This window comes from Caldalkalibacillus uzonensis (assembly GCF_030814135.1).
In the GTDB taxonomy this organism is placed as follows: domain Bacteria; phylum Bacillota; class Bacilli; order Caldalkalibacillales; family Caldalkalibacillaceae; genus Caldalkalibacillus; species Caldalkalibacillus uzonensis.
In genome coordinates this window covers 249,453-272,220 of the sequence record NZ_JAUSUQ010000001.1, presented here as the reverse complement: position 1 = coordinate 272,220, position 22,768 = coordinate 249,453, and the positions used below count along the sequence as shown (strand labels likewise).

25 protein-coding genes are annotated in these 22,768 nt (G+C 47.4%); 19 read left to right on the top strand and 6 right to left on the bottom strand.

All coding sequences use genetic code 11. The features are described 5' to 3' along the window. The first annotated feature begins 36 nt into the window (after positions 1-36). The 9 genes from J2S00_RS01400 to J2S00_RS01360 all read left to right on the top strand — a co-directional run bounded on the left by J2S00_RS01400 (position 37) and on the right by J2S00_RS01360 (position 7,634). Positions 37-1,467, top strand: a complete 1,431-nt coding sequence (locus tag J2S00_RS01400; RefSeq protein ID WP_307334675.1) for an isochorismate synthase — start codon at positions 37-39, stop codon at positions 1,465-1,467. Further along, positions 1,464-3,302, top strand: coding sequence for a 2-succinyl-5-enolpyruvyl-6-hydroxy-3-cyclohexene-1-carboxylic-acid synthase (menD, locus tag J2S00_RS01395; RefSeq protein ID WP_307334673.1), 1,839 nt, complete (start codon positions 1,464-1,466; stop codon positions 3,300-3,302). The genes J2S00_RS01400 and menD overlap by 4 nt, the downstream gene beginning before the upstream one ends. Continuing rightward, positions 3,299-4,111, top strand: coding sequence for a 2-succinyl-6-hydroxy-2,4-cyclohexadiene-1-carboxylate synthase (menH, locus tag J2S00_RS01390; RefSeq protein ID WP_307334671.1), 813 nt, complete (start codon positions 3,299-3,301; stop codon positions 4,109-4,111). Before menD ends, menH begins: the two co-directional genes overlap by 4 nt. A 43-nt stretch (positions 4,112-4,154) precedes the next feature. Then, on the top strand, positions 4,155-4,973 hold the full coding sequence (menB, locus tag J2S00_RS01385; protein WP_307334670.1) for a 1,4-dihydroxy-2-naphthoyl-CoA synthase: 819 nt from the start codon (positions 4,155-4,157) through the stop codon (positions 4,971-4,973). An 18-nt stretch (positions 4,974-4,991) separates the two neighbouring features. Beyond that, positions 4,992-6,509 carry an o-succinylbenzoate--CoA ligase gene (locus tag J2S00_RS01380; RefSeq protein WP_307334668.1) on the top strand — a complete coding sequence of 506 codons (1,518 nt, stop codon included), beginning with the start codon at positions 4,992-4,994 and terminating at the stop codon, positions 6,507-6,509. 117 nt (positions 6,510-6,626) lie between these two features. Next, positions 6,627-6,812 carry a YhzD family protein gene (locus tag J2S00_RS01375; RefSeq protein WP_307334666.1) on the top strand — a complete coding sequence of 62 codons (186 nt, stop codon included), beginning with the start codon at positions 6,627-6,629 and terminating at the stop codon, positions 6,810-6,812. A gap of 40 nt (positions 6,813-6,852) precedes the next feature. Further along, a complete protein-coding gene (locus J2S00_RS01370) occupies positions 6,853-7,167 on the top strand; it encodes a VOC family protein (RefSeq protein ID WP_307334664.1) in 315 nt (104 codons plus the stop codon). After that, the gene (locus tag J2S00_RS01365; protein WP_307334662.1) at positions 7,112-7,387 is read left to right on the top strand and encodes a VOC family protein; all 276 of its coding nucleotides are present in this window, start codon (positions 7,112-7,114) and stop codon (positions 7,385-7,387) included. Before J2S00_RS01370 ends, J2S00_RS01365 begins: the two co-directional genes overlap by 56 nt. Next, positions 7,377-7,634: a VOC family protein gene (locus J2S00_RS01360; RefSeq protein ID WP_307334661.1), complete on the top strand. Its 258-nt coding sequence runs from the start codon at positions 7,377-7,379 to the stop codon at positions 7,632-7,634. Before J2S00_RS01365 ends, J2S00_RS01360 begins: the two co-directional genes overlap by 11 nt. A 56-nt stretch (positions 7,635-7,690) precedes the next feature. On the opposite strand, the gene J2S00_RS01355 is transcribed toward J2S00_RS01360, so the two are convergent. From J2S00_RS01355 to J2S00_RS01330, 6 genes are all read right to left on the bottom strand, one after another. Continuing rightward, entirely contained in the window at positions 7,691-8,347 is a 657-nt protein-coding gene (locus tag J2S00_RS01355; protein ID WP_307334659.1) for a hypothetical protein, read from the bottom strand. Positions 8,348-8,581: 234 nt separating this feature from the next. Beyond that, entirely contained in the window at positions 8,582-10,333 is a 1,752-nt protein-coding gene (locus tag J2S00_RS01350) for a cytochrome c oxidase subunit I (RefSeq protein ID WP_370875817.1), read from the bottom strand. Between the two features lie 270 nt (positions 10,334-10,603). Beyond that, entirely contained in the window at positions 10,604-11,011 is a 408-nt protein-coding gene (locus tag J2S00_RS01345; RefSeq protein ID WP_307334657.1) for an ectoine synthase, read from the bottom strand. A 53-nt stretch (positions 11,012-11,064) separates the two neighbouring features. Then, complete coding sequence (gene ectB / locus J2S00_RS01340) at positions 11,065-12,342, bottom strand: diaminobutyrate--2-oxoglutarate transaminase (protein ID WP_307334656.1); 1,278 nt, start codon at positions 12,340-12,342, stop codon at positions 11,065-11,067. Between the two features lie 16 nt (positions 12,343-12,358). Then, positions 12,359-12,880, bottom strand: coding sequence for a diaminobutyrate acetyltransferase (ectA, locus tag J2S00_RS01335; RefSeq protein WP_307334655.1), 522 nt, complete (start codon positions 12,878-12,880; stop codon positions 12,359-12,361). A gap of 220 nt (positions 12,881-13,100) precedes the next feature. Then, on the bottom strand, positions 13,101-13,574 hold the full coding sequence (locus J2S00_RS01330) for a ribonuclease H-like YkuK family protein (RefSeq protein ID WP_307334654.1): 474 nt from the start codon (positions 13,572-13,574) through the stop codon (positions 13,101-13,103). 212 nt (positions 13,575-13,786) lie between these two features. On the opposite strand from J2S00_RS01330, the gene J2S00_RS01325 reads away from it, so the two are divergent. The 10 genes from J2S00_RS01325 (at position 13,787) to ptsP (ending at position 22,748) form a co-directional block, all read left to right on the top strand. Then, positions 13,787-14,287, top strand: a complete 501-nt coding sequence (locus tag J2S00_RS01325) for a metallophosphoesterase family protein (protein WP_307334653.1) — start codon at positions 13,787-13,789, stop codon at positions 14,285-14,287. Between the two features lie 148 nt (positions 14,288-14,435). After that, positions 14,436-15,986 carry a Na+/H+ antiporter NhaC family protein gene (locus tag J2S00_RS01320; protein ID WP_307334652.1) on the top strand — a complete coding sequence of 517 codons (1,551 nt, stop codon included), beginning with the start codon at positions 14,436-14,438 and terminating at the stop codon, positions 15,984-15,986. Between the two features lie 165 nt (positions 15,987-16,151). Next, positions 16,152-17,048: a DMT family transporter gene (locus J2S00_RS01315; protein ID WP_307335197.1), complete on the top strand. Its 897-nt coding sequence runs from the start codon at positions 16,152-16,154 to the stop codon at positions 17,046-17,048. Beyond that, positions 17,032-17,919 (top strand): DUF72 domain-containing protein, encoded by an 888-nt coding sequence (locus J2S00_RS01310; protein WP_307334651.1) that lies wholly within the window; start codon positions 17,032-17,034, stop codon positions 17,917-17,919. Before J2S00_RS01315 ends, J2S00_RS01310 begins: the two co-directional genes overlap by 17 nt. Positions 17,920-17,991: 72 nt before the next feature. Continuing rightward, a complete protein-coding gene (locus J2S00_RS01305; protein WP_307334650.1) occupies positions 17,992-18,288 on the top strand; it encodes a hypothetical protein in 297 nt (98 codons plus the stop codon). 76 nt (positions 18,289-18,364) lie between these two features. Then, the gene (locus J2S00_RS01300) at positions 18,365-18,835 is read left to right on the top strand and encodes a low molecular weight protein-tyrosine-phosphatase (RefSeq protein WP_307334648.1); all 471 of its coding nucleotides are present in this window, start codon (positions 18,365-18,367) and stop codon (positions 18,833-18,835) included. Further along, positions 18,832-19,698 (top strand): fructosamine kinase family protein, encoded by an 867-nt coding sequence (locus J2S00_RS01295; protein ID WP_307334647.1) that lies wholly within the window; start codon positions 18,832-18,834, stop codon positions 19,696-19,698. The genes J2S00_RS01300 and J2S00_RS01295 overlap by 4 nt, the downstream gene beginning before the upstream one ends. Positions 19,699-19,714: 16 nt before the next feature. Further along, a complete protein-coding gene (locus tag J2S00_RS01290; RefSeq protein WP_307334645.1) occupies positions 19,715-20,470 on the top strand; it encodes a (S)-benzoin forming benzil reductase in 756 nt (251 codons plus the stop codon). 290 nt (positions 20,471-20,760) lie between these two features. Further along, a complete protein-coding gene (locus J2S00_RS01285; RefSeq protein ID WP_307334643.1) occupies positions 20,761-21,027 on the top strand; it encodes a phosphocarrier protein HPr in 267 nt (88 codons plus the stop codon). Then, positions 21,027-22,748, top strand: a complete 1,722-nt coding sequence (gene ptsP / locus J2S00_RS01280; RefSeq protein ID WP_307334641.1) for a phosphoenolpyruvate--protein phosphotransferase — start codon at positions 21,027-21,029, stop codon at positions 22,746-22,748. Before J2S00_RS01285 ends, ptsP begins: the two co-directional genes overlap by 1 nt. The last annotated feature ends 20 nt before the right edge of the window (positions 22,749-22,768 follow it).

The following is a 22,768-nucleotide window of genomic DNA, read 5'->3' as shown; positions in this document are numbered from 1 at the left end:
ACAGATGACAGTGATTATAGATGACAGAGTCGGAATATGGTGAGAGGAGAAGTTGTGGTGATCCGTCTGCAGCTAGATATACATGATCCACATGTGCAGGGGATGAAACATGCGCAAAAGACAAGGCGTCCGGCACTTGTCAGCCAGGTGATGCGCATCGGGCCGCTAGATCCCCTCTCTTTTTATGCCGCCGCCAGTGAATGGTTTCATGGCCAGCGTTTGTACTGGTCGGTGCCTGATGAGGAGCTGACGTTTGTTGGTTTGGGAGCGGCTGCAAAAATTGAATCTGTCGAACACACCCGCTTTAAAGATGTGACCAGAGAATGGGAGCAGCTAACGGCCAACGCCTTTGTACATGCCGAAGCTGAAGTGAGGGGAACAGGGCCTCTTCTCTTGGGAGGATTCTCATTTGATCCCCACAAGCCATCCTCCTCTCTTTGGAAAAACTTCAAAGCGGCTTCTTTCACTCTACCTCAATTTCTGCTGACCCGGATCAAGAATGAGACTTATCTAACTGTCAATTACTGTATTGATCCTGGGGATACATTGTCCGACACATGGGAGCAGCTCAACGGGTTAAAAGAACAGTTGATCCACCGCAGTATGTGTTTCAACCTCTCAACAAAGGACAAGCCGGTGGCAGTGAGCGTTCGTGAACATGGTCGGCAAGCATGGTTAAACAGCGTAGAACAGGCTATTGCTCAGATTGAGCAAGGTCTCTTACAAAAAGTGGTTCTGGCCCGCAGTGTGGAGGTGGAGAGTAAAAGTGCCTTTCACCCCGAACCCATACTTGACCGTTTGCGCCAAAGTCAAACGTCCAGCTATGTTTTCTCCATTGAAAAGGGAGAAAGCTGCTTTGTGGGTGCCACGCCTGAGCGTTTAATCAAAAAGAAAGGGGGTCATGTTTTATCCACATGCTTGGCCGGGTCAATCAAGCGGGGACAAACCCTAGAAGAGGATCTGGCCTTAAGCCATGCTTTGTTACATGATCCCAAAAACCGAATTGAACATCAGATTGTTGTGCAAATGATCAAACAAGCGCTTGGGGATGTATGCACAGTGGTGGATGTGCCTGGGGAACCGGGTATCTATAAAACCAACCAAATTCAGCATTTATATACCCCTGTTTGGGGACAAGCCAAAAAAAATGTCTCCCTGTTAAACATGGTTGAAGCCCTGCACCCCACGCCTGCTCTAGGTGGTTACCCACAAGCAGAAGCCGTCCGGCGCATCCGTGATTTGGAGAATATTGACAGGGGTTGGTATGCAGCTCCTATCGGGTGGATTGATTACCATGGGGACGGTGAATTTGTGGTCGCCATACGTTCCGCTTTAATCAGACATAGAACGGCAACTCTTTTTGCAGGCTGTGGTATAGTGGAAGATTCCGACCCCCAATCTGAATACGAGGAAACACTGATCAAACTGAAGCCCATGTTATTAGCATTGGGAGGGCATTGTGAATGAGGACGAACCAGGAAGCGTCTGTTTATATACATGCTTTTGTTGATCAATTATACCAAAGTGGTGTCCACCATGTGGTGATCAGCCCGGGATCCCGGTCAACACCTTTGGCCATGACTTTAGCGGAGTATGGCAATATGAAGCTGTGGGTTCATGTTGATGAACGCTCCGCCGGATATTTCGCCCTTGGCATGGCTAAGTCCTCAGGACATCCTGTCGCCCTCCTGTGCACATCGGGATCAGCCGCGGCCAATTATTATCCGGCCGTGGTTGAAGCTTTTTATGGGCGTATTCCTTTAATTGTCCTGACAGCAGATCGTCCCCATGAATTAAGGGATGTGGGGGCGCCCCAAACCATTAACCAGTCAGATATGTTTGCTAAGCATGTGAAATGGTTTATGGAAATGGCTGTACCTGAATCGTCACCTTCTCTTGTACGTTATGTACAGACGACTGCCAGACGGGCAGTGGCAGCCGCCTGTTCATCACCTGCGGGACCTGTCCATCTTAATTTTCCCTTCAGGGAGCCTTTGGTTCCCGATTTTTCTGCCCTTTCGGCTGCGGGTGGAGAGCAGGAATTACCGGTTACACCCCAAATTGGAAACGGGGTTGTTAGCTCAAGCCCGGCTGCCCTCTCTCAAGGACATGTGACAGAAGGAGTGAGAATGCTCCCTGAACAGGATGTGGAAGTGCTAGCAGACAAGCTGCTCTCCGCATCAAGGGGTATGATTGTTTGCGGACCGCTCACCAATACTTGTTTCCGTGAGGAAATGATTGCCCTTGCTGAACAGTTATCATATCCTCTTTTGGCCGATCCTTTGTCCAATTTGCGCAGTGGGGAACAGGCATCTCCTGTCGTGATTGATGCCTACGATGCCTTTTTGCGTGACGGCCTGGCGGCAAAAGCATTAAAGCCTGATCTGATTCTGCGTTTTGGGGCCATGCCCGTTTCCAAGCCTTACTTGCAGTTTGTCCAGCTTCATCGGGGCAGCCAGCATCTTGTTGTGGATGACGGCACAGCCTGGCGGGATCCTGCCCATTTGGCAACAGAGATGATTTATGCCGAACCAAAATGGTTATGTGAAGCGCTGTTAAGGGTTGTTAGCCAGCACCGGCCCGCTGGAGAGAAAGGGGGAGATTCCTCCCGTTGGTTATCGAAGTGGCAAGCGGTCAACCGGCTCACAAGACAGGCGATCAGGGAGGAAATGGAGCGGTTTGATGCTCTCTTTGAAGGCCGGGTCTTTGAGGAGTTGGCAAAACTCTTACCTGATCCTTCCCTTTTATATGTGGGCAACAGTATGCCGGTACGTGATTTGGACACATTCTTTCCTTCAGTGACAAAACAGGTGCGTCTCTTGGGCAACCGGGGGACAAACGGGATTGACGGCCTGATCTCTAGCGCCCTTGGGGCCAGCAGTGTGAGCAAAGAGCCGGTTGTGCTTGTGCTTGGTGATTTGTCTTTCTATCATGATTTAAATGGCTTGTTACCTGCCAAGCTTTACGACCTTGATCTGACCATTATCCTTGTCAACAATGATGGGGGAGGCATCTTTTCCTTCCTCCCCCAAGCCGGCCATCCGCGCTACTTTGAAACCTTGTTCGGGACTCCTCTGGGGCTTGAGTACCGCCATGCAGCCACCATGTATGGCGGTTCGTTTACCCGGATTGATTCTTGGCCAGCGTTCAGGGAAGCGTTCTCCTCGGCCGTTAGCAGCAAGGGTTTACACGTCATAGAAATACCCACAGAACGCAAGAGCAATGTCAACATGCACCACCGGATATGGCAAGCGGTCTCTGTCGCCATAGCTGATCGAATACCTAAGGTGGAAGATAAATGAAAATCGAGGTAAACGGCGTTCAGTATGACATTGAAGTGAAGGGTAATGGACCTGCCTTGCTTCTTCTGCACGGTTTTACTGGCAGTAAGCACAGCTGGGACCCTTTTATTCCTACCTGGAGCCGCTTCTTCACGACCATGGCCATTGACTTGCTAGGTCATGGCAAGAGTGATGCCCCTGAAGATGATAACCGTTACAGAATGGCTTATGTTGTTCAGGACTTATATGCTGTCCTGGAACAATTGAAGGTAAGCCAGGCCCATGTCCTGGGTTATTCCATGGGTGGAAGAGTGGCTATTGCCTTTGCGAGCCAATACCAACATAAAGTCAAAAGTATGGTCCTGGAAAGTACCTCACCAGGATTAAAAACAGAAGAGGAGCGGCTGGCCAGAAGGATTCAGGATCATGCTTTGGCCCGGGGAATTGAAGCGGAAGGTCTGGCAGCGTTTGTACACAAATGGGAAAATATTCCCTTGTTTGCCACCCAAAAAACGTTACCAAAAGCTGTTCGCAGGCATGTCCGCGAACAGCGTCTTAGCCAATCTCCGCTGGGCTTGGCCAACACTTTAAGGGGGATGGGAACCGGAGCCCAACCCTCCTATTGGTCCGCGATTAAGCGTTTTCACTTTCCGGTGCTAGTGCTGGCCGGAGCTCTGGACCACAAGTTTTGCCGCATAGCACAAGAAATGTGCCAGCTTATGCCTGAAGCTACACTGTCAATCATTGAGGAAGTGGGACACACAATTCATTTGGAAAAGCCGCATATTTTTGATAAAGTAGTTTTGGAGTATCTTTCTCAGCATCAGTAAGCTTTACATAACTAATAGACTGTGGACAAGGAAGGTGAAGACCATGAGTATTGAGTGGAAGAGACAGGGTGAGTATGAAGACATTATTTATGAAACCTATGAAGGCATTGCCAAAATTACCATTAACCGTCCGGAGGTACGCAACGCGTTCCGGCCGGAAACGGTGAATGAACTGATCCATGCTTTTACGGTGGCCCGCGACGATGCCGACATTGGCGTCATTATTTTGACTGGGGCCGGGGACAAGGCGTTTTGCTCCGGCGGGGATCAGAAAGTACGCGGACATGGGGGTTATGTAGGCGGAGATAAAATTCCACGCCTCAATGTCCTGGACTTGCAGCGCTTGATACGTGTCATTCCTAAACCAGTCATTGCCATGGTGGCTGGTTACGCGATCGGTGGGGGACACGTCCTCCATGTTGTTTGCGATTTAACCATTGCTGCTGACAACGCCATTTTTGGTCAAACCGGTCCCAAAGTGGGCAGCTTTGACGCAGGCTATGGCGCCAATTATCTGGCTCGTATTGTCGGCCACAAAAAAGCACGGGAGATATGGTATTTATGCCGTCAGTATAACGCTCAAGAAGCATTGGAGATGGGGCTAGTTAATGCCGTTGTTCCCCTTGAAAAACTGGAGGAAGAAACGGTTAAGTGGGCCAAGGAGATCCTGGAGAAGAGCCCGACAGCCATCCGCTTCCTGAAAGCTTCCTTCAATGCGGATACAGACGGATTGGCCGGGCTGCAGCAGTTTGCCGGGGATGCCACACTGCTGTATTACACAACTGATGAGGCCAAAGAAGGCAGAGATGCCTTTAAAGAAAAACGTAAGCCGGACTTCTCCAAGTTCCCCCGTTTTCCATAAGCCGATGGTGATGAATAAATGACTGAACAAACCATGCCGTTCTGGTTAAAACAAAGAGCCTTATTAACCCCGGGACGAACTGCTGTCGTAGGTGATGGAGAGCAAGTGACGTTCGGGGAATTAAACCAACGGGCACGCCGTTTGGCTTATTTCTTAGCTGGTTTGGGTGTGAGACGGGGCGACCATGTCGCCCTGTTAATGACTAACCGTCTGCTAACAGTGGAGCTGATTCATGCTATCAGCTATCTTGGTGCGGTCATTGTCCCGTTAAACACCCGTTTAACTCCTGCCGAATTGGCCTGGCAGCTGAATGATGTGGAAGCCTCTCTCCTTATCTATGATACTGCCTATGGTGACAAAGTAGAGCAACTGAAAGATGAAGTCTCTTGCCAGATCTGTGCTGACAGCCAGCTTGATGGCGTCAATGCCGGGCAGGTTGATGATCACCAGGTCAGCCTTGTGGAACACATTGCTCTGGATGATGTGCACACCATTATCTATACTTCAGGAACCACAGGCCGCCCCAAGGGGACTTTACTCACCTTTGGTAATCACTGGTGGAGTGCCATTGGTTCCTCCCTTAACCTGGGTCTTCATGCTGATGACCGCTGGCTGTGCTGCTTGCCACTGTTTCATGTCAGTGGCCTGTCTATTTTAATGCGCAGTGTCATTTGCGGAATGACCGTTGTTTTACATGATAAGTTTGATCCCCAGCGTGTCAATGAGGCCATTGGGCGGGACAAGGTGACGATAATTTCCGTGGTCACTGCTATGTTAACGGCCATGCTGGACACCCTTTCTACTGAGCGCTATCCAGAGCACTTGCGCTGCGTGTTGCTGGGTGGCGGACCGGCCCCTCTGCCCCTCCTTAAGGCGTGTGTCAGCCGCTCGATTCCGGTTTATCAGACGTATGGCCTGACTGAGACAGCCTCTCAAATTGTGACATTGTCCCCGGATGACATACTGGCTAAAGTAGGCTCGGCTGGAAAACCGCTCTTTCCTGCCCAATTGCGCATTGTCAGTGACGGACAAGAGATGGGAGCAGGACAAATCGGGGAGATCATTGTCAAAGGCCCCAATGTGACCAAAGGTTACTATAAGCGGGAGGATGCTACTGCACAAGCCATTCAGGATGGGTGGCTGTACACCGGAGATCTGGGCTATGTGGATGAAGATGGCTTTTTATATGTGGTGGACCGCCGAAACGACCTGATCATCTCCGGTGGTGAAAATGTGTACCCGGCTGAAGTAGAGTCTGCTTTATTGGCCCATCCAGACGTCAAGGAAGCAGGTGTGACAGCAGCCCCTGATCCTAAGTGGGGGGCAGTTCCCGTGGCTTTTATTGTCACAAGGGAGGGGGCCACACTGACAGAAGCAGAGTTGGTTGCTTACTGCACACAACGTTTGGCCCGCTATAAAGTGCCTAAAAAGATTTATTTTGTCAGCCAGCTGCCCCGCAATGCCTCCAACAAATTACTGAGAAGGGAGCTCCGTTCCCTCGTGCAGCAGGAAAGGCAGCCTGGGGCGCAAGGGTAGCTTCTGCCCGTATTTACAGGCCGATGATGATTGGATAAAATAGTTAGTAACCACTCTGGGCGTGATAAATGCCAATGCTTACAAATACCGGCGGGACAGTACGAGGAGGAGAGTCCGATGAAAACCTACCATGTGACTGTTTTTTCAAAAACAGGGGAAAAGCTTCTGGACGACACATTTGAAGCCAATGATGACCAACAAGCCAAGGAAATTGGGGAACAGATTTTAAAAGAAAAAAATTATTGGGAAGAGACCCACCGGGTTGTTTCACCGACAGGAAAGCTGCTCCTCTTCCACAGCTAAAAAGCTGGGTCAAGTCGTTCGTAAAGGAGTTGAAACGAAAATGCCTGCCACCCAAGGAATCCATCACGTTACTGCCATTGCAGGTGATGTGCATAAAAATGTGGCCTTTTACCGTGATATATTAGGGTTGCGGCTGGTCAAACAAACGGTCAACTTTGACATGCCTGATACGTATCATCTCTATTTTGGAGACCGGATTGGAAGTCCGGGCACCATATTAACTTTCTTTCCCTGGCCAATGTCTCCCAAAGGAAGAAAAGGGAACAGGGCAGGTTCACACCATTTATCTTTCTGTTTCTGTGGGAAGCCTGTCTTTTTGGCAGGAGCGACTGCAGTTACACGGCATCCAGGTTAAACGGGATGAACGCTTTGGCCGGGCCATGCTCTTGTTTACCGACTATGACGGCATTGAATTGGCTTTGGTCGAAACGGAACAAATGGTTTCCTTACAGGACTGGGCAGGGCAGGATGTACCCCATAAACATATCATCCGTCATATGTTCGGTGTCAGCATCGGTGTGCAGTCAGCCGACCCAACAGTGCAGGTGTTGCAGGAGGGCGGGCTTGGGCTATGAGCAACAGGACAGAGACGAGGAAGAGGAATTAAGCTGGAAAAGGGAATTGCAAGACCAAGGTCTGCTGGTTACTGATGTGCGTGACAGACAATACTTTAAATCCATTTACTTTCGTGAGCCTGGCGGAACCCTGTTTGAAATCGCCACCGACCCACCGGGCTTTACCTGGGATGAATCCGAAGAGAAGCTGGGGCAAGCCCTTAAATTGATCAATTTCAAATTTTTAACACTCTCATTCATTTGCTGAAAAAGTCAAGTTTTTATATTAAAAAACCCGCCTACAGGCGGGTTTATCTTTAATGTTTAATCGAAGAGATGAGCAATGATTGAAGGAGGAACCAAGAAATCAATTTCTTCATAAACCTCAACCAATTCATCGTGTGGTTCGGCAACCAAGTCGAGATTCATCCATTTTAATTCCTCGCTACAACTTGTTATTTGATTAGCAAGTTTTTCAGCTCTAATGACCGTAATGAAATCTTCTTTAGACGATCCACGATTGTTTTCAGCATACAATCTATCTATTTCTTCTGACGAAAAACCTTGTCTCATTAAGTAGATATCAACAACAAATCTTTTAATTTCATCTAAATAAGTCGTTTCGTTATTGTTAACTTTTTCTTTTAATTCACCAACAGTAAGAATATGAGTGCCTTCGAAAAATTCAATTGGATTAGCGTCTTCGTCAAACTCTTTCACAACAAATACTTCGAGTGCAACAGTATCATCAGAATGTTTTTCTACAAATGAAACCAATCTTGGGTCTTCTTGGATTGTCTCTTCTTCTGGCGTTCCTTCTTCAATTGATTTTTCATTGGTATCTGTTTCATCTACCACGATTTCTTTTTCTTCAGGCGTGTCAACAACTGCCTCTTCTTCATTTCCAGAAATAAAAATAACAGTACCAACGACTAATAAAATTATAGCAATTGAACAACCGATTATAATTGTCTTTTTCATAAAACCACTCCTTTTCAGTATAGCAAGACTCTGATATTTGGAATAGAGATTTTTATTACGCTCAAATAATAAAGTAACGTATCTAAGTATACACTCACACCACATTTTCCCAATATCCCAATTCATTTTTTAAACAGCTATATAATAAATTCAATAGTAAAAAGCCCGTATCAACGTGTGCGTGTGCGCCATTCTGATACGGGTTTTATTTATGCATCACTTATTTAACCTTATTTAATTTTTCAGTTCAGATTCAGAAGCTGGCTGGATGTAATAACCGTGATACTCCTTAACGGATCTGATCAGCATGCAGAAGAGGGTCATGCCAAACCCTGCCGTGGCCACAACGAATTGGTGGAAAATCAGCCCCATACTGCCAATAAAAGCTCCGAGTGACATGAAGAACGGCAGAATGGACGGATCCGGCATGTGGATCTTTCCTGGAGGTTCAGCCGGTATCAGCTGGTGACGGCCTTCCCTTTTTTCAATCCACCAGGCATCCAGTCCCCGAACTTTCGGTATTTGGGTAAAATTATACTCCGGAATAGGAGTGGGCAGAGACCACTCCAGGGTGCGCCCATCCCAAGGATCACTCTTAGCCACAGGTGCCCGTAAGGTGGTATAGATCACATTAATCATAAAGATGATTGTCCCAGCCGTCATCAAAAAGGCTCCAATCGTGCTAATAAAGTTGCCCCAAGCCAGGTTATAACCCTCGAGATAAGTAAAGTAGCGGCGGGGCATGCCCCACAATCCGAGAAAGTGCTGGATAAAAAAGGTGAGATGCAGGCCGATTAAGAACAGCCAGAAATTCCATTTGCCCAATTTCTCATTCAGTTTCCTGTTAAACATTTTCGGCCACCAGTAATACACACCGGCAAACAGGGATAAGGCTACCCCACCAACAATCACATAGTGGAAATGAGCGACAACAAAATAACTGTCGTGATACTGGTAGTCTGCAGACGGTACACTTAGCATCACACCAGTTACACCGCCCATGACAAAGGTAGGGATAAAGGAGAGGGCAAACAGGTTTGCTGTTGTAAATTGTATGCGTCCACCCCATAAAGTGAACAGCCAATTAAAAATTTTGATTCCTGTTGGCACAGCAATGGCCATTGTGGCTAGACCAAAAAAGGTATTTGCAAAGGGGCCCATACCTACCGTAAACATATGGTGCGCCCAAACCAAGAAACCTAAAAAGCCAATCAGTATGGTGGCAAATACCATGGATGCATAGCCAAATAATCGTTTTTTAGCAAATGTGCTCACAACCTCAGAGATAATCCCAAAGCAGGGAAGGATTAAAATATACACCTCAGGGTGGCCAAAAATCCAGAATAGATGCTGCCATATAATTGGATTACCGCCGGCGGCCACATTGAAAAATTGGGATCCAAAAATCCGGTCAAACATGATCAGGAACAAACCAGCTGTTAGCGGAGGGAAAGCAAACAGAATTAAAGCGGACGTGATAAAACTGGACCAGGTAAACAGGGGCATACGCATAAAGGTCATTCCCGGGGCCCGCATGTTAATCACAGTAACAAGGAAGTTTATAGCCCCCATCAACGTTCCTGCCCCTGATAGTTGCAAGCCTAGCACGTAATAATCAATTCCCGAGCCGCTGTACTCAGTGGCCAAGGGCACATAGGACGTCCAGCCAGCGGTTGGTGCACCTCCAATAAACCAGCTCAAGTTTAACATGATACCACCAAACAGAAATAACCAGAAACCTAATGAGTTAAGAAAAGGAAAAGCCACATCTCTGGCGCCAATCTGTAACGGAACGAACACGTTCATCAGGCCGAAGATCAGTGGCATGGCAGCTAGAAAAATCATGGTTGTGCCATGCATCGTCACAAGTTCATTATATGTAGACCCAGCCAGGAAGGTATTTTCCGGATACATGAGCTGAACGCGAATTAAAATTGATTCTAAGCCTCCAATTAAAAAGAAGAACCCTCCGGCACCAAAGTACATGATACCTATCTTTTTATGGTCGACGGTGGTCAGCCACTTCAGCAGCCAATATTTTTCATAGGGATGGGTATGTTCGCTCTGTTCCACATGAGTTTGCTCTTGCACAGTATTTTCCTCCTTCCTTGTACCTTAAGTATTTGGCAAATAGATGACTTTTAAACAAGAAAGCCACAAGCATGTGCCTGTGGCTTTTGAAACCATTCGTATGGAGGGAGAATGGGCAGTATAACAGATTTGCTCAGAATGGATGGAGCTGAATGCTTCCTCCCATTAATCTTCTTCAATTAACGGATAGACGCCATTTTCATCATGCACCTCTTTGCCAGTGACGGGCGGGTTAAAGACGCAAACCATGCGCATATCGGCGGTGGTGGCCCGCAGCAGATGCTTTTCATGGCCATCCAAAGCATATACAGTTCCCGGCATTATGGGATAGATTTCACCTGTTTTTTCACCGTTGTCATCCAAAACTTCCACTTCACCTTCACCTTCAATACAATAGACGGCTTCCAAGTGGTTTTTATACCAAATAAACGTTTCCGTTCCTTTTTTGATAATCGTGTCATGGAGAGAAAAGCCCATGCCGTCTTTCCTCAGCAAAAGACGGCGGCTGATCCAATTGTCGGTGGACACTTCCTGGTCAGTACCTATAATATCTTCCAGTCGCTTTACAATCATAGTCGTCGCTCCTATCTGTTTAGTGGTATTTGTGCGTTTGATTTCATTCTTTCTTAAGGGTTAACGACGGCTTGGATGCTTTCTTCAAGAATCGCTAAGCCGTGATCCAGTCCTTGGTCGTTGATGGTGAGGGGTGGGAACAGTTTAACCACTTCACCCGCCGGACCGGATGTCTCCATAATCAGTCCGCGTTTAAAGGCTTCCCGGCAAATCCTCTCGGCGAGCCCGTCTGTAGCACAAGCAATGCCCTGCATCAAGCCGCGTCCCCGTACTTCACCCTGCAGCCCGGGATAGTTGCTGACGATGGATTGCAGGAAGTGGTTAACTTTCTCGCTTTTTTGCTTGATCTTTTGTTCAAATGCAGGTGTCTTCCAGTAAGTAAGGGCTTCAGTGGCGGCAATAAAGGCCAAGTTGTTGCCTCGAAACGTGCCGTTGTGTTCACCTGGTGCCCAAACGTCTAACTCCGGTTTGAACAAGGTCAGAGCCAATGGCAAACCGTAACCGCCAATGGATTTGGACAGGCAGACAATGTCCGGCTCAATGCCGGCCGGTTCAAAACTGAAAAACGTGCCTGTCCGGCCACATCCAGCCTGCACATCGTCCACGATCAGCAGGATATTCCATTTGCGGCAGATCTCTTCAATTTTTTGCAGCCATTCAAAGCGGGCCGCATTAAGACCACCTTCCCCTTGCACGGTTTCCAAGATGATGGCTGCCGGAAGATCCAGACCGCTGCCGTTATCTTCTAACAAGCGTTTGAGATACTTAATGGTATCAAATTCAGCGCCAAAATAGTTGTCATAAGGCATAGTCACAGTGTAATTTAAGGGCACACCGGCACCCCGGCGTTTGAAAGTATTGCCGGTGACAGCCAAAGAACCAATGGTCATGCCGTGAAAAGAATTGGTAAAGCTGATTACGTTTTCGCGTCCGGTAACCTTGCGGGCCAATTTTAAGGCACTTTCAACGCTATTGGTGCCGGTTGGTCCGGGGAACATGACTTTATAGTTTAGAGTACGGGGTTTTAGAATCACATCGTGAAACTTTTTTAAAAAGGCTTCTTTGGCCTCGGTGGCCATATCCAGACTATGGGTAATACCATCATTTGCTAAATAATCGATCAATTTCTTTTTCATGCGCTCTTCATTGTGTCCGTAGTTTAAGGCACCGGCACCGGAAAAGAAATCGATGTACTCCTTTCCGTCCCGGCCCCATAATTTATGTCCTTTGGCTTTGGTGAAGACAGCAGGAAAACTGCGACAGTAACTGCGCACTTCAGATTCCAATGTTTCAAACACATGTAAAACTGAGCGATCCTTTTTAGTTTGCATAAAAGGTAAAAACCTCCTAATTGGTATTTAATTCAGTTTTTTTAAATGGTCCGATCTTAAACAACAGTTCACTTTCATGATCATCAGGGAATTGGTCTGTCTGAAAGCACATGGATACAGCGCAATAGGCATCAAAATCACGGGCTAATTTCCGGAATAAAGCTTGTGAGGCCTTATTAGAAGGGGAAATAGTGGTCTCTAAATAGCGAATATTCAGGCAAGACTGGCGCTGAAGGAGCGCCTGCAACATCTTTGTAGCCAAACCCTGTCCCCGTTGTGACTCACTTACCCCGACCTGCCAGACAAAGAGAGTATCTGGCTGTTTAGGATGGATATAAGCTGACACAAATCCAACAACGCTGTTGTCCATTTCAGCAACCACACACGTATCCTGAAAATTGCGACACAGCATCAGGTAGGTATAGGCTGCGTTGACATCAAGGACACCGGTCTCTTTAACCAATGACCACAGATCCGCTCCATCCTCGAGGCGGGGTTTGCGGAGAGTCGGCGTTAACACATCGGTTTGTACACTCATTCATTTATCACCATCTTGATTATTTTTAAATGATGGCCATCATTTGCGAACTTCGCCTTTCATGATACCCTGAAACGAAACAGCCGTCAAAAGCGGTAAGGAGACGTATGGCAGGATTATCTATCCTGAGCAGCTGTTTGAGAAGATTGGAAAAGGTTTCGTTTATATTCCCTTTAAATCGTCTTATTTCCTCTTGATTTTGGCCTGGTATATATTGGACTCATGAAGTAAACTTGTCGGCAACGGAACTGGCACCATAAGATTCAGGCTTGATTTTGGCCACATAGCCAACGGAGGTTACCCAGCCAACAACCTCTTGAATCAGTTGCCTGGTTTCCCCTTGCTTGCCAATATCAATGTGCACTTCTAAAGGCCAATCGCTCAGCAAAAAGAACAATCCACAGGCTTTCAGGGAATCGATCAGCTGTAAGCTTAGTTGCGTTTCCAGGTAAATGCGATGGCGAAGATCTGTCATTTTTTTCATGTTTCGTTTTTGATAGTAAAACCGGGCTCCCTTGCCTAAACGGTGAATGATCAGTGCTGTGACAAACAGGGTGGATGTTTGGTCCGTGTGGGAATCGGTGCCGATCACAACCTTATACTTCTCTTTTGGCTCTTCGTTTATAAAAGAAGAGATGTTTCGAACCATTTCCTCCAGAGACAAGGAACCTAATGATGGACTGATAAAGGACAACAGTGCGCACTCCCTTTCACTGCTTAGTCTAGTTTATGATTATTTTTTCCAAGCTGAGATTCCTCATGCTATTAAGGACATTCAGGATAAAAGGATCTTTGACAATAAGTTTACCATGTTTATGTTAAACAATTGTAAATCATGTGTGAAATTTTGACGCTCAGGGGCATAAAGTAGAGCAAGAACCGCTTAAATTGTCGAGGTGTGCAACAATGAAGATTGGTGTGGTCTCGGATACTCATGTGCCCAAGCGGGCCAAAGCATTGCCGAGTGCCTTGCTGAAGGGTCTGCAAGGGGTGGATTTTATCATCCATGCTGGTGACTGGCAGTCTTTGGAAGTCTATGAACGGCTAAGGCGAATCGCCCCTGTTGATGGTGTAGCAGGCAATGTAGATGGCGAAGAGATTGTCAGGCGTTTTGGACTTAAAAAAATATTAACTTTTGGTCCCTATCGGATTGGAGTGATTCATGGACATGGGGGAAAGAGAAAAGAGACAGCCAAACGGGCTTACGAGACATTTGCAGAGGACAGGGTCGATATCATTATTTTTGGTCACTCCCACATTCCTTATCTAAAAAAACGCCGGGGAATTCTGTTGTTTAACCCTGGTTCACCAACGGACAAGAGGCGACAGAAACTGTACTCCTTTGGCTATTTAGAGTTGCAAGATAAGATTGAAGCCAAGCACATTTTTTTCGCAGACCGTTCTTAGACTTTTCATATCAAGGGCAGGTTTCATAAAAAGGGATGGCCAACCGCGGCAAAGCGTATTATAATAGGACGGGCAAATATTTGACGGGGGTAATGCAGAAGTTCTGCCATTGCCGTGTAATATTTAATATAGTAAGGAGTAGGTTTTAATGGAACCAACAGCGTTATCTTTAGTGCCACCCATTCTTGCCTTGGCGATGGTGATTTTAACACGCCGGGTGCTGTTGTCTCTGGGTTTGGGGATTGTGGTTGGGGCACTAATGATTAATGACTATGCCGTATTGGCCAGTTTAAGTCAAATTGGTCACATTGTACTGAACATCTTTTATGTGGACGGTGGGTTAAACGACTGGGAACTTTATATTATTTTCTTTTTGTTTTTGTTGGGGATGATGGCCGCCTTAATCTCCTTATCTGGAGGAAGCAAAGCTTTTGGGGCATGGGCGATGGAGCGGGTAAAGACAAGGGTCGGCGCCCAGTTAACCACGGTTGTGATGGGGATTATTATTTTTATCGATGATTACTTCAACAGCCTGGCTGTGGGGCAGATCAGCCGTCCCTTAACGGACCGCCACCGCGTGTCACGGGCCAAATTGGCTTATCTGATCGATTCTACTGCTGCGCCTATCTGTATTTTGGCCCCGGTCTCCAGCTGGGGGGCTTATATCATTACCATTATTGGAGGCATTCTGGCTGCCCACAGCGTTGTGCAGTATGAAGCTTTGCAAGCGTTCATGATGATGATCCCCATGAATTTCTATGCCTTATTTGCCATCTTGTTGATTTTTGCTGTGGCTTTGTTCTCCCTTGATATTGGAGCTATGAAGCAGCACGAGACCAGGGCCATCGAAAAAGGTGAACTCATTGATCCGAACAAGGGCGATGTCCCCGGAGAACAGTCCGATCTTCCAGCCAGTGAGAAAGGAAGAGTCAGAGACCTGATTTGGCCGATTGGCGCTCTTGTTGTTGGAACTGTCTTTTTCATGATCTACACAGGGATTAAGCGGTCTGAAGGGGATGTCAGCCTGCTTTCTATTTTTGAAAACACGGATGTGGCCGCTGCTTTAGTGTCTGGGGGACTGATTGGGCTCATCGTTGCAGTCGTTTTAAATGTTACTAAACAGATTTCTGTCCGTCTCATTGGATCAGGCTTGTGGGCTGGAATAAAATCGATGCTACCGGCAGTGTATATTTTGATTTTTGCCTGGACCATTATTGAAATTATAGGAGAATTGGGGACCGGAACGTATTTGGCCGGATTGGTTGATGCCCATCTTAGCATCAGTCTCTTACCAGCTCTGTTATTTATTACCGCAGGAATTATGGCCTTTTCTACGGGCACGTCATGGGGAACATTTGGTATAATGCTGCCTATTGCAGGGGAGATTGCAGTTGTAACAGATGTGTCCATGTTATTGCCTTCACTGGCAGCCGTGCTTGCCGGGTCCGTTTTTGGCGACCATTGTTCTCCCATTTCAGACACCACCATTTTATCCTCTACAGGAGCAGGAAGCCATCACATTGACCATGTCATCACCCAGTTGCCCTACGCCCTGATAGTGGCAGGCATTGCGGTAGTGGGTTATCTGGTACTGGGTTTCACCGGCAGCACATTTTTCGGTTTGCTGTCTGCTTTGGCCGCTTTTGGTGTTGCGGTATTCATCCTGAAACAAACAACGGTCAAAACGGTTCGTACTTAGTGAGTTGAAATAATAATCATTATGTAAACTGACGATTTTTAAGCTGACATATAGCGGACAAAGCGCTATACTTTGGATAGATAGAGAGACCAGTTGAGAAAGGTTGAGTTTGCTTTGTCCGTTGATGTCACATCTGGTACGTGGTTACGCTATAAAGGCATTGCCATGGTGATCTTGGCTGCCAGTTTATGGGGGCTGTCTGGGACGGTCGCCCAGTTTCTTTTTCAACAGCAAGGAATTGATGTCAATTGGCTGGTTACTGTCCGTTTAGTCGTCTCCGGTGTGCTGTTGCTCCTGTTTGCCGCATGGCGCGGGACGGGGGAAGACATCTGGGTGGTGTGGAGGGAGCGGACTACAAGGATGCGGCTGATCATCTTCGGTCTGGTGGGCATGCTGGGGGTCCAATACACCTATTTTGCGGCCATCGAAGCTGGAAATGCAGCGATGGCCACGTTGCTTCAATATTTGGGACCCTTTTTCATATTTGTTTATGTGGCCCTGCGTTTATTCAGACTTCCTTCGCAGGCTGAAAGCATGGCTCTGATCTTGGCCATTGCGGGCATTTTTTTACTGGTGACCAATGGTAAAATAGGCCAATTAACCGTACCAGGCATTGCTGTTCTGTGGGGGGTGGCTTCTGCTTTAGCTCTGGCTTTTTACACGTTATACCCTGCAAAGCTGCTGGAGCGTTTTGGCTCTGCTGTAACTGTCGGATGGGGGATGGTTATTGGCGGGGTTGGAATTGGGCTGTTGAAGCCGGTGTGGCATGTCTCTGTCGGGGAATGGTCGCTGATGACTGTGGGTATGATACTCTTCGTCATCTTTTTTGGCACCTTGTTACCCTTCTTTCTGTATTTGGACAGTTTGCGTTTTATCAAGCCTACAGAGACAAGCTTGCTGGCCAGTGCAGAGCCTTTGGCTGCAGCTGTCTCATCCATTATCTGGATGAAAACTCCTTTCGGCCCGATCCAAGCTGTTGGCGGCTTGTTCATTATGGTGACTGTGATCATTCTTTCAGCCAGAACGGAAGGGGAGGTACAGAAAGATGAGCTCAATGCCTGACACGCCGCAATCTGGTTTAGAGAGCATCATTCACATTGGAGTGACAGGCTGGGGGGACCATGAGCTGCTCTACCCGGCAGGGACGAGAGAGAAGGATAAATTGAAAGTGTATGCCAGCCATTTTCCTGTGGTAGAAGTAGACTCCTCTTTTTATGCCATTCAGCCTCCGAAGAACTTTGAAAAGTGGGTTAATGACACCCCAGACCGTTTCGGTTTTGTGGTTAAGGCTTATCAGGGCATGACCGGCCATGCCAGGGGGGAGATCCCATTCTCCAGTATGAAAGAGATGTTTGCTGCCTTTAAAGAGTCGTTGAAGCCGCTTCTAGAAGCAGGAAAATTAAAGGCCGTTCTGTTCCAGTATCCGCCCTGGTTTGAGTGCAAACGGGAAAGTGTGGCCATTTTACGTGCTACAAAAGAACTGATGGAAGATATTCCTGTCGCCTTGGAATTTCGCCATCAAAGCTGGTTTACTCGCCAAATGGAAGCCAAAACACTGTCCTTTATGGAGCGGGAGGGCTGGATCCACGCTATTTGTGATGAACCGCAGGCGGGAGAGGGTTCAGTGCCGGTGATTCTGCGGCCGACCCATCCCCGGCTGACCCTGGTCCGTTTCCATGGCCGCAATGTGCAGGGCTGGAACAACAAGGGACAGCCCAATTGGCGGGATGTTCGTTATCTGTATCGGTACAGCCGGGAGGAGCTGCTGGAATGGAAAGCGAAGTTATTAAGGCTCGCCGCCCGGTCGGAAGAAGTGATTGTTCTGTTCAACAACAATTCGGGTGGTGACGCTGCACCAAACGCCAAAGAGATGATTGATTTGCTCGGCATTACTTATGCAGGCCTGGCTCCCAGGCAATTGGAGCTGTTCTGATCCTGCCATGCATAATCTCAGGCGGAGTGCAAACATTATTAGCACTGAGATGATGCAGGAGGAGTGATCAGCATGTACCGGGAAACCTTTGGTTTTCCATTCCCCTTTGGACAATACAATCCTGATGATGAACAGATCAAACAGCCCTATGATAGCTACGACATCTACGTTAACAAAGACTTTGTAGGCCGGAAAATGTTACTGAACCCCAATGACGATCTGTCGCTGATTGATGATCATTTGCGGGAAAATGGCTTTCAGCACTTTACGACTGAGTTGGACGGGGACCATTACTACATTAACGTTGAGAATGATGCAGAGGCTATGAAAATGAAGGAAAATTTAAATGTTTATTTGCAAATCCGCTAAAAAAAGTTTCTCTTCCTCTGGCACTTAAAAGGTCTATAATGGAATAGACTTGTTTCATGAGAAAGGGAGGTTAAGTATGGTTAAGGTACTGTTCGTCTGTCTGGGGAATATTTGCCGTTCTCCCATGGCTGAAGCTGTTTTTCGCCATAAAGTGAAAGAGGCAGAACTGGAGGATAAAATTTCTGTAGATTCGGCCGGAACCGGTCACTGGCATGTAGGCCAGCCGCCCCATGAAGGCACCCGCCGAATTCTGAGTGAGAACAAGATTAACCACACTGGCATTAAAGCCCGTCAGATCAGCACGAAGGATCTGGAAGAGTTTGATTACATCATCGCCATGGATGAGGAAAATGTCAGCCATTTGAAGCAGTTGGCTTTCCAGGAGCAGCATCCTAAAATCGTCCGTTTGCTGGAATTCCTCCCTGACAGTGACACCTTGAATGTCCCGGACCCGTACTTTACAGGAAACTTTGAGTATGTATATCAGCTGATTAATGAGAGTTGTGATCATTTGCTGCGCTATATCCGCCAGCGTGAGCAATTATGATACATACCATAAAGACTATTTTGCATGAGATGGGAGACACATCTCACCTGATTGATGTGCAGCCCGTTCCCGGTGGGGATATCAGTCAGGCCTTTGAAGTACGTACGGAGAATAACCACTGTTTTATAAAAATCAATAGGAATGCTGTCCCTGACTTTTTCCAAAAAGAAGCCTACGGACTGCAACAATTGCGCCAGGCAGGTGCGTTGTCTGTTCCCCAGGTGTATCATGTAAGTCCCTCATCAGCCGATCATGGATATATCGTCATGGAATGGGTCCCTACAGAGCCGGCAGCTGATAGTGAAACAAAGCTGGGGCGGGGACTTGCCCGTTTGCACCAGTACACCCATACCTACTATGGCTTGGCTGAAAATAACTATATTGGCAAGCTGCCACAACCTAATGGGTGGGAAAAAAGCTGGATTCGTTTTTTAAGTGAACAGCGTTTAGGATTTCAAACAAAATTAGCAGATGAACAGGGGATGCTCCCTGCTAAAAGGAAAGCAAGGCTGGAAAAGCTCTTAGACAGACTTGGGCAATGGGTTCCTGATGAGCGCCGGCCTGTTTTGCTTCATGGCGATTTGTGGAGTGGCAACTGGCTGGCAGGCCCTCGGGGAACACCTTATCTGATTGACCCGGCTGTCTTTTATGGGCAGCGGGAGTTTGAACTGGCCTTCACCGAACTGTTTGGGGGCTTTTCCCCACGCTTTTATGCTGCCTATCAGGAGGTACAGCCCCTTTCAGAACATTATGAGGATGTTCGCCCGCTTTATCAGTTGTATTACTTGCTTGTGCACCTGAATCTGTTTGGTGAAACCTACGGTCCGGCTGTGGATCGCATTTTAAGGCACTATGTGGGCTAGAGGAGGAGAGAGTGAGATGAAATATGTGATCATTACAGGCGCATCAAGAGGTTTGGGGGAAGCATTAACCAGACAACTGCTGCAGGAAGGGCATCATCTGTTTTGCATTTCCCGCCGTAAAAATGAAACCTTACTGGAAGAGGCACAAAAAAAGAATGTTGCCCTAGAATATTTTGAATATGATTTACAAAACCTGGATGGTTTAGAGAAACTGATGGAGCATATCTTTGACCAGATCGATTTGTCCCGGGCCAAAACCATCGCTTTGATTAACAATGCGGGGATCGTTGAGCCGGTTAAGCCCATTGAAAAATGTCCAACAGATGAGTTAACAGCCAACATACATGTCAACTTACTGGCTCCTATGGTGTTGACTTCTCTGTTTGTGAAACTGGCGGACCGGTTCAATGGGGATAAGCGCATTATGAACATCTCTTCCGGTGCAGGAAAGCGGGCTGTCCACGGCTGGAGCGCCTATTGCACGTCAAAGGCTGGTTTAGATCTGTTTACACGCTGCGTCGGCCTTGAACAGGAAGGACAGACCAATCCGGTTAAAGTATTGTCCGTTGCACCTGGCATTATCGATACTGACATGCAAACGAACATCCGTTCAACTCAGCAAGAGGACTTTCCAGATGTGGAAAGATTTATTGAGTACAAAGTCCAAGGACAGCTGATGTCACCTGCTTTTGTTGCTGAAAAGCTGATCTGTCTGTTCTTTGAGGAGCAGTGGCCTCAAGGAGGTGTCGTCGATATTCGGGATTACCTTTAGCTGACTGATAACAAAACGGTACTCGTCCTGCCAAAAGGATTCTAATGGAAATCTTGCAGTCTGGCCATAGGTATGGTACAATCTCCATGGACATTGGATAACCAATCGTAATCAAATAGAACTATGTGACTGACTCGATCAGGCATGAGTGAAAGCAGGTTGGAATGTGCAGACTAGAATCGATTCCAACTTTTTTCCTCATGCCTTTTTTATTGTTTATAACCTGTTAAAATCTCAAATGAGAGTCGTCATATCAGAGAGCTATTCTGAAAAGGAGAGGGATGTAAATGATGGCAGAAAGAAAATTTAAAGTGACGAGTGAGTCGGGGATCCATGCCCGTCCGGCCACTATCCTGGTTCAAACTGCGGGCAAATTTAACTCTGATATTAACTTGGAACACAATGGAAAAATGGTCAATTTGAAATCGATCATGGGTGTGATGTCCCTAGGCATTCAACAAGGGGCCGAAATTAAAATCACGGCACAAGGAGACGATGCAGAAGAGGCCATTCAAGCCATTGAAGAAATGATGAAAAACGAAGGGCTGGGGGCGTAATGTCACAAACAATTGAGGGAATTGCAGCATCTGCGGGTATTGCTATCGCCAAAGCCTTCCGTTTAGACAGTCCTGATCTTGCTGTAGAAAAGAGATTTGTTGATGATCCGCAAGCGGAAATTGACCGTCTTACAGCAGCCATTGACAGCGCCAGGACTGAGCTTGAGCAGATTAAAGCGCATACAGAGCAGGAAATGGGCAAGGATAAGGCTGCGATTTTTGATGCCCATCTGCTTGTGCTTGCTGATCCTGAGCTGATCGACGCTGTCAAAGGCAAAATCTCAACTGAACGGGTCAATGCAGAATTTGCCTTACACGATGTCGCGCACATGTTCATCGGCATGTTTGAACAAATGGACAACGATTACATGCGGGAACGGGCTGCGGATATCCGTGATGTAACCCAGCGGGTTTTGGGTCATTTACTGGGTGTTACCATCCCCAATCCCAGTTTGATCAATGAAGAAGTGGTGATTATTGCCCATGACCTGACTCCGTCTGACACGGCACAGCTGAACCGTCGTTACGTCAAAGGGTTTGCCACCGACATTGGCGGGCGTACTTCCCATTCAGCCATCATGGCTCGTTCACTTGAAATCCCTGCCGTTGTCGGCACCAAGGGAGCCACTGAGAAAATTGAAAACGGTATAACCGTCATCGTAGATGGCTTTGAGGGCAGGGTGATTATCGACCCCTCGCCCGAACAACTTCAAATCTATGAGCAGAAATGGCAAGACTATCTCAGGCAGAAGGCAGCGTGGGCCAAACTGGTCAATCAGCCCACCTTGACGGCTGACGGACATCAAGTGGAGCTGGCAGCCAATATCGGCACCCCTGATGACCTTTCCTCTGTCCTGGACAATGGGGCAGAAGGGATTGGGTTGTATCGCACCGAGTTTCTTTACATGGGCAGGGATCAACTGCCGACAGAAGAGGAACAATTTGAGGCGTATAAAACAGTTTTGGAGAAAATGAAGGACAAGCCGGTGGTCGTACGTACCCTGGATATTGGCGGAGACAAGGAATTGCCCTATCTTGATTTGCCCCAGGAATTGAATCCATTTCTTGGTTTCAGGGCTATCCGGCTCTGTCTGCATCAACAGGATTTGTTTCGTACCCAATTGCGGGCCTTGCTCAGGGCAAGCATCTATGGCAATTTAAAAATCATGTTTCCCATGATTGCTACCCTTGAGGAGTACAGACAGGCCAAAGCCATCTTAGAGGAAGAAAAACACAAGCTGGTTGAGGCAGGTGAGCAGGTGGCCGGGAACATTGAGGTGGGGATTATGGTGGAAGTCCCCTCAACGGCTGTCTTGGCCGACCGCTTTGCTCAAGAGGTTGACTTCTTCAGTATCGGCACCAACGACCTGATTCAGTACACCCTGGCTGCGGACCGCATGAATGAACAGGTTTCCTATCTCTATCAACCGTTCCATCCCGCTCTCTTGCGGCTGATTCACAACGTTATCCAGGCCGCTCATCAACAAGGAAAATGGGTTGGCATGTGCGGTGAAATGGCTGGTGATCCACTGGCCATCCCTATTTTACTAGGACTGGGATTAGATGAGTTTAGTATGAGTGCCACTTCCATTTTGCCTGCCCGAAATCAAATCAGCCAGTTAAGCAAGTCGCAGGTGGAAAACATGATAGAGCAAGTGCTTAATATGAATACCACTGAAGAAGTTGTCAGCTACGTAAAGGACAAATTTAAAATTTCCTGATTCCAATGCGTTCTGGGAAG

Bases quoted from the DNA above. Each gene is read 5' to 3' on its own strand.
- J2S00_RS01400 (WP_307334675.1), top strand. From the start codon at position 37: ATGGTGAGAGGAGAAGTTGTGGTGATCCGTCTGCAGCTAGATATACAT.
- menD (WP_307334673.1), top strand. From the start codon at position 1,464: ATGAGGACGAACCAGGAAGCGTCTGTTTATATACATGCTTTTGTTGAT.
- menH (WP_307334671.1), top strand. From the start codon at position 3,299: ATGAAAATCGAGGTAAACGGCGTTCAGTATGACATTGAAGTGAAGGGT.
- menB (WP_307334670.1), top strand. From the start codon at position 4,155: ATGAGTATTGAGTGGAAGAGACAGGGTGAGTATGAAGACATTATTTAT.
- J2S00_RS01380 (WP_307334668.1), top strand. From the start codon at position 4,992: ATGACTGAACAAACCATGCCGTTCTGGTTAAAACAAAGAGCCTTATTA.
- J2S00_RS01375 (WP_307334666.1), top strand. From the start codon at position 6,627: ATGAAAACCTACCATGTGACTGTTTTTTCAAAAACAGGGGAAAAGCTT.
- J2S00_RS01370 (WP_307334664.1), top strand. From the start codon at position 6,853: ATGCCTGCCACCCAAGGAATCCATCACGTTACTGCCATTGCAGGTGAT.
- J2S00_RS01355 (WP_307334659.1), bottom strand. From the start codon at position 8,347: ATGAAAAAGACAATTATAATCGGTTGTTCAATTGCTATAATTTTATTA.
- J2S00_RS01350 (WP_370875817.1), bottom strand. From the start codon at position 10,333: ATGTACTTTGGTGCCGGAGGGTTCTTCTTTTTAATTGGAGGCTTAGAA.
- J2S00_RS01345 (WP_307334657.1), bottom strand. From the start codon at position 11,011: ATGATTGTAAAGCGACTGGAAGATATTATAGGTACTGACCAGGAAGTG.
- ectB (WP_307334656.1), bottom strand. From the start codon at position 12,342: ATGCAAACTAAAAAGGATCGCTCAGTTTTACATGTGTTTGAAACATTG.
- ectA (WP_307334655.1), bottom strand. From the start codon at position 12,880: ATGAGTGTACAAACCGATGTGTTAACGCCGACTCTCCGCAAACCCCGC.
- J2S00_RS01325 (WP_307334653.1), top strand. From the start codon at position 13,787: ATGAAGATTGGTGTGGTCTCGGATACTCATGTGCCCAAGCGGGCCAAA.
- J2S00_RS01320 (WP_307334652.1), top strand. From the start codon at position 14,436: ATGGAACCAACAGCGTTATCTTTAGTGCCACCCATTCTTGCCTTGGCG.
- J2S00_RS01315 (WP_307335197.1), top strand. From the start codon at position 16,152: ATGGTGATCTTGGCTGCCAGTTTATGGGGGCTGTCTGGGACGGTCGCC.
- J2S00_RS01310 (WP_307334651.1), top strand. From the start codon at position 17,032: ATGAGCTCAATGCCTGACACGCCGCAATCTGGTTTAGAGAGCATCATT.
- J2S00_RS01305 (WP_307334650.1), top strand. From the start codon at position 17,992: ATGTACCGGGAAACCTTTGGTTTTCCATTCCCCTTTGGACAATACAAT.
- J2S00_RS01300 (WP_307334648.1), top strand. From the start codon at position 18,365: ATGGTTAAGGTACTGTTCGTCTGTCTGGGGAATATTTGCCGTTCTCCC.
- J2S00_RS01295 (WP_307334647.1), top strand. From the start codon at position 18,832: ATGATACATACCATAAAGACTATTTTGCATGAGATGGGAGACACATCT.
- J2S00_RS01290 (WP_307334645.1), top strand. From the start codon at position 19,715: ATGAAATATGTGATCATTACAGGCGCATCAAGAGGTTTGGGGGAAGCA.
- J2S00_RS01285 (WP_307334643.1), top strand. From the start codon at position 20,761: ATGGCAGAAAGAAAATTTAAAGTGACGAGTGAGTCGGGGATCCATGCC.
- ptsP (WP_307334641.1), top strand. From the start codon at position 21,027: ATGTCACAAACAATTGAGGGAATTGCAGCATCTGCGGGTATTGCTATC.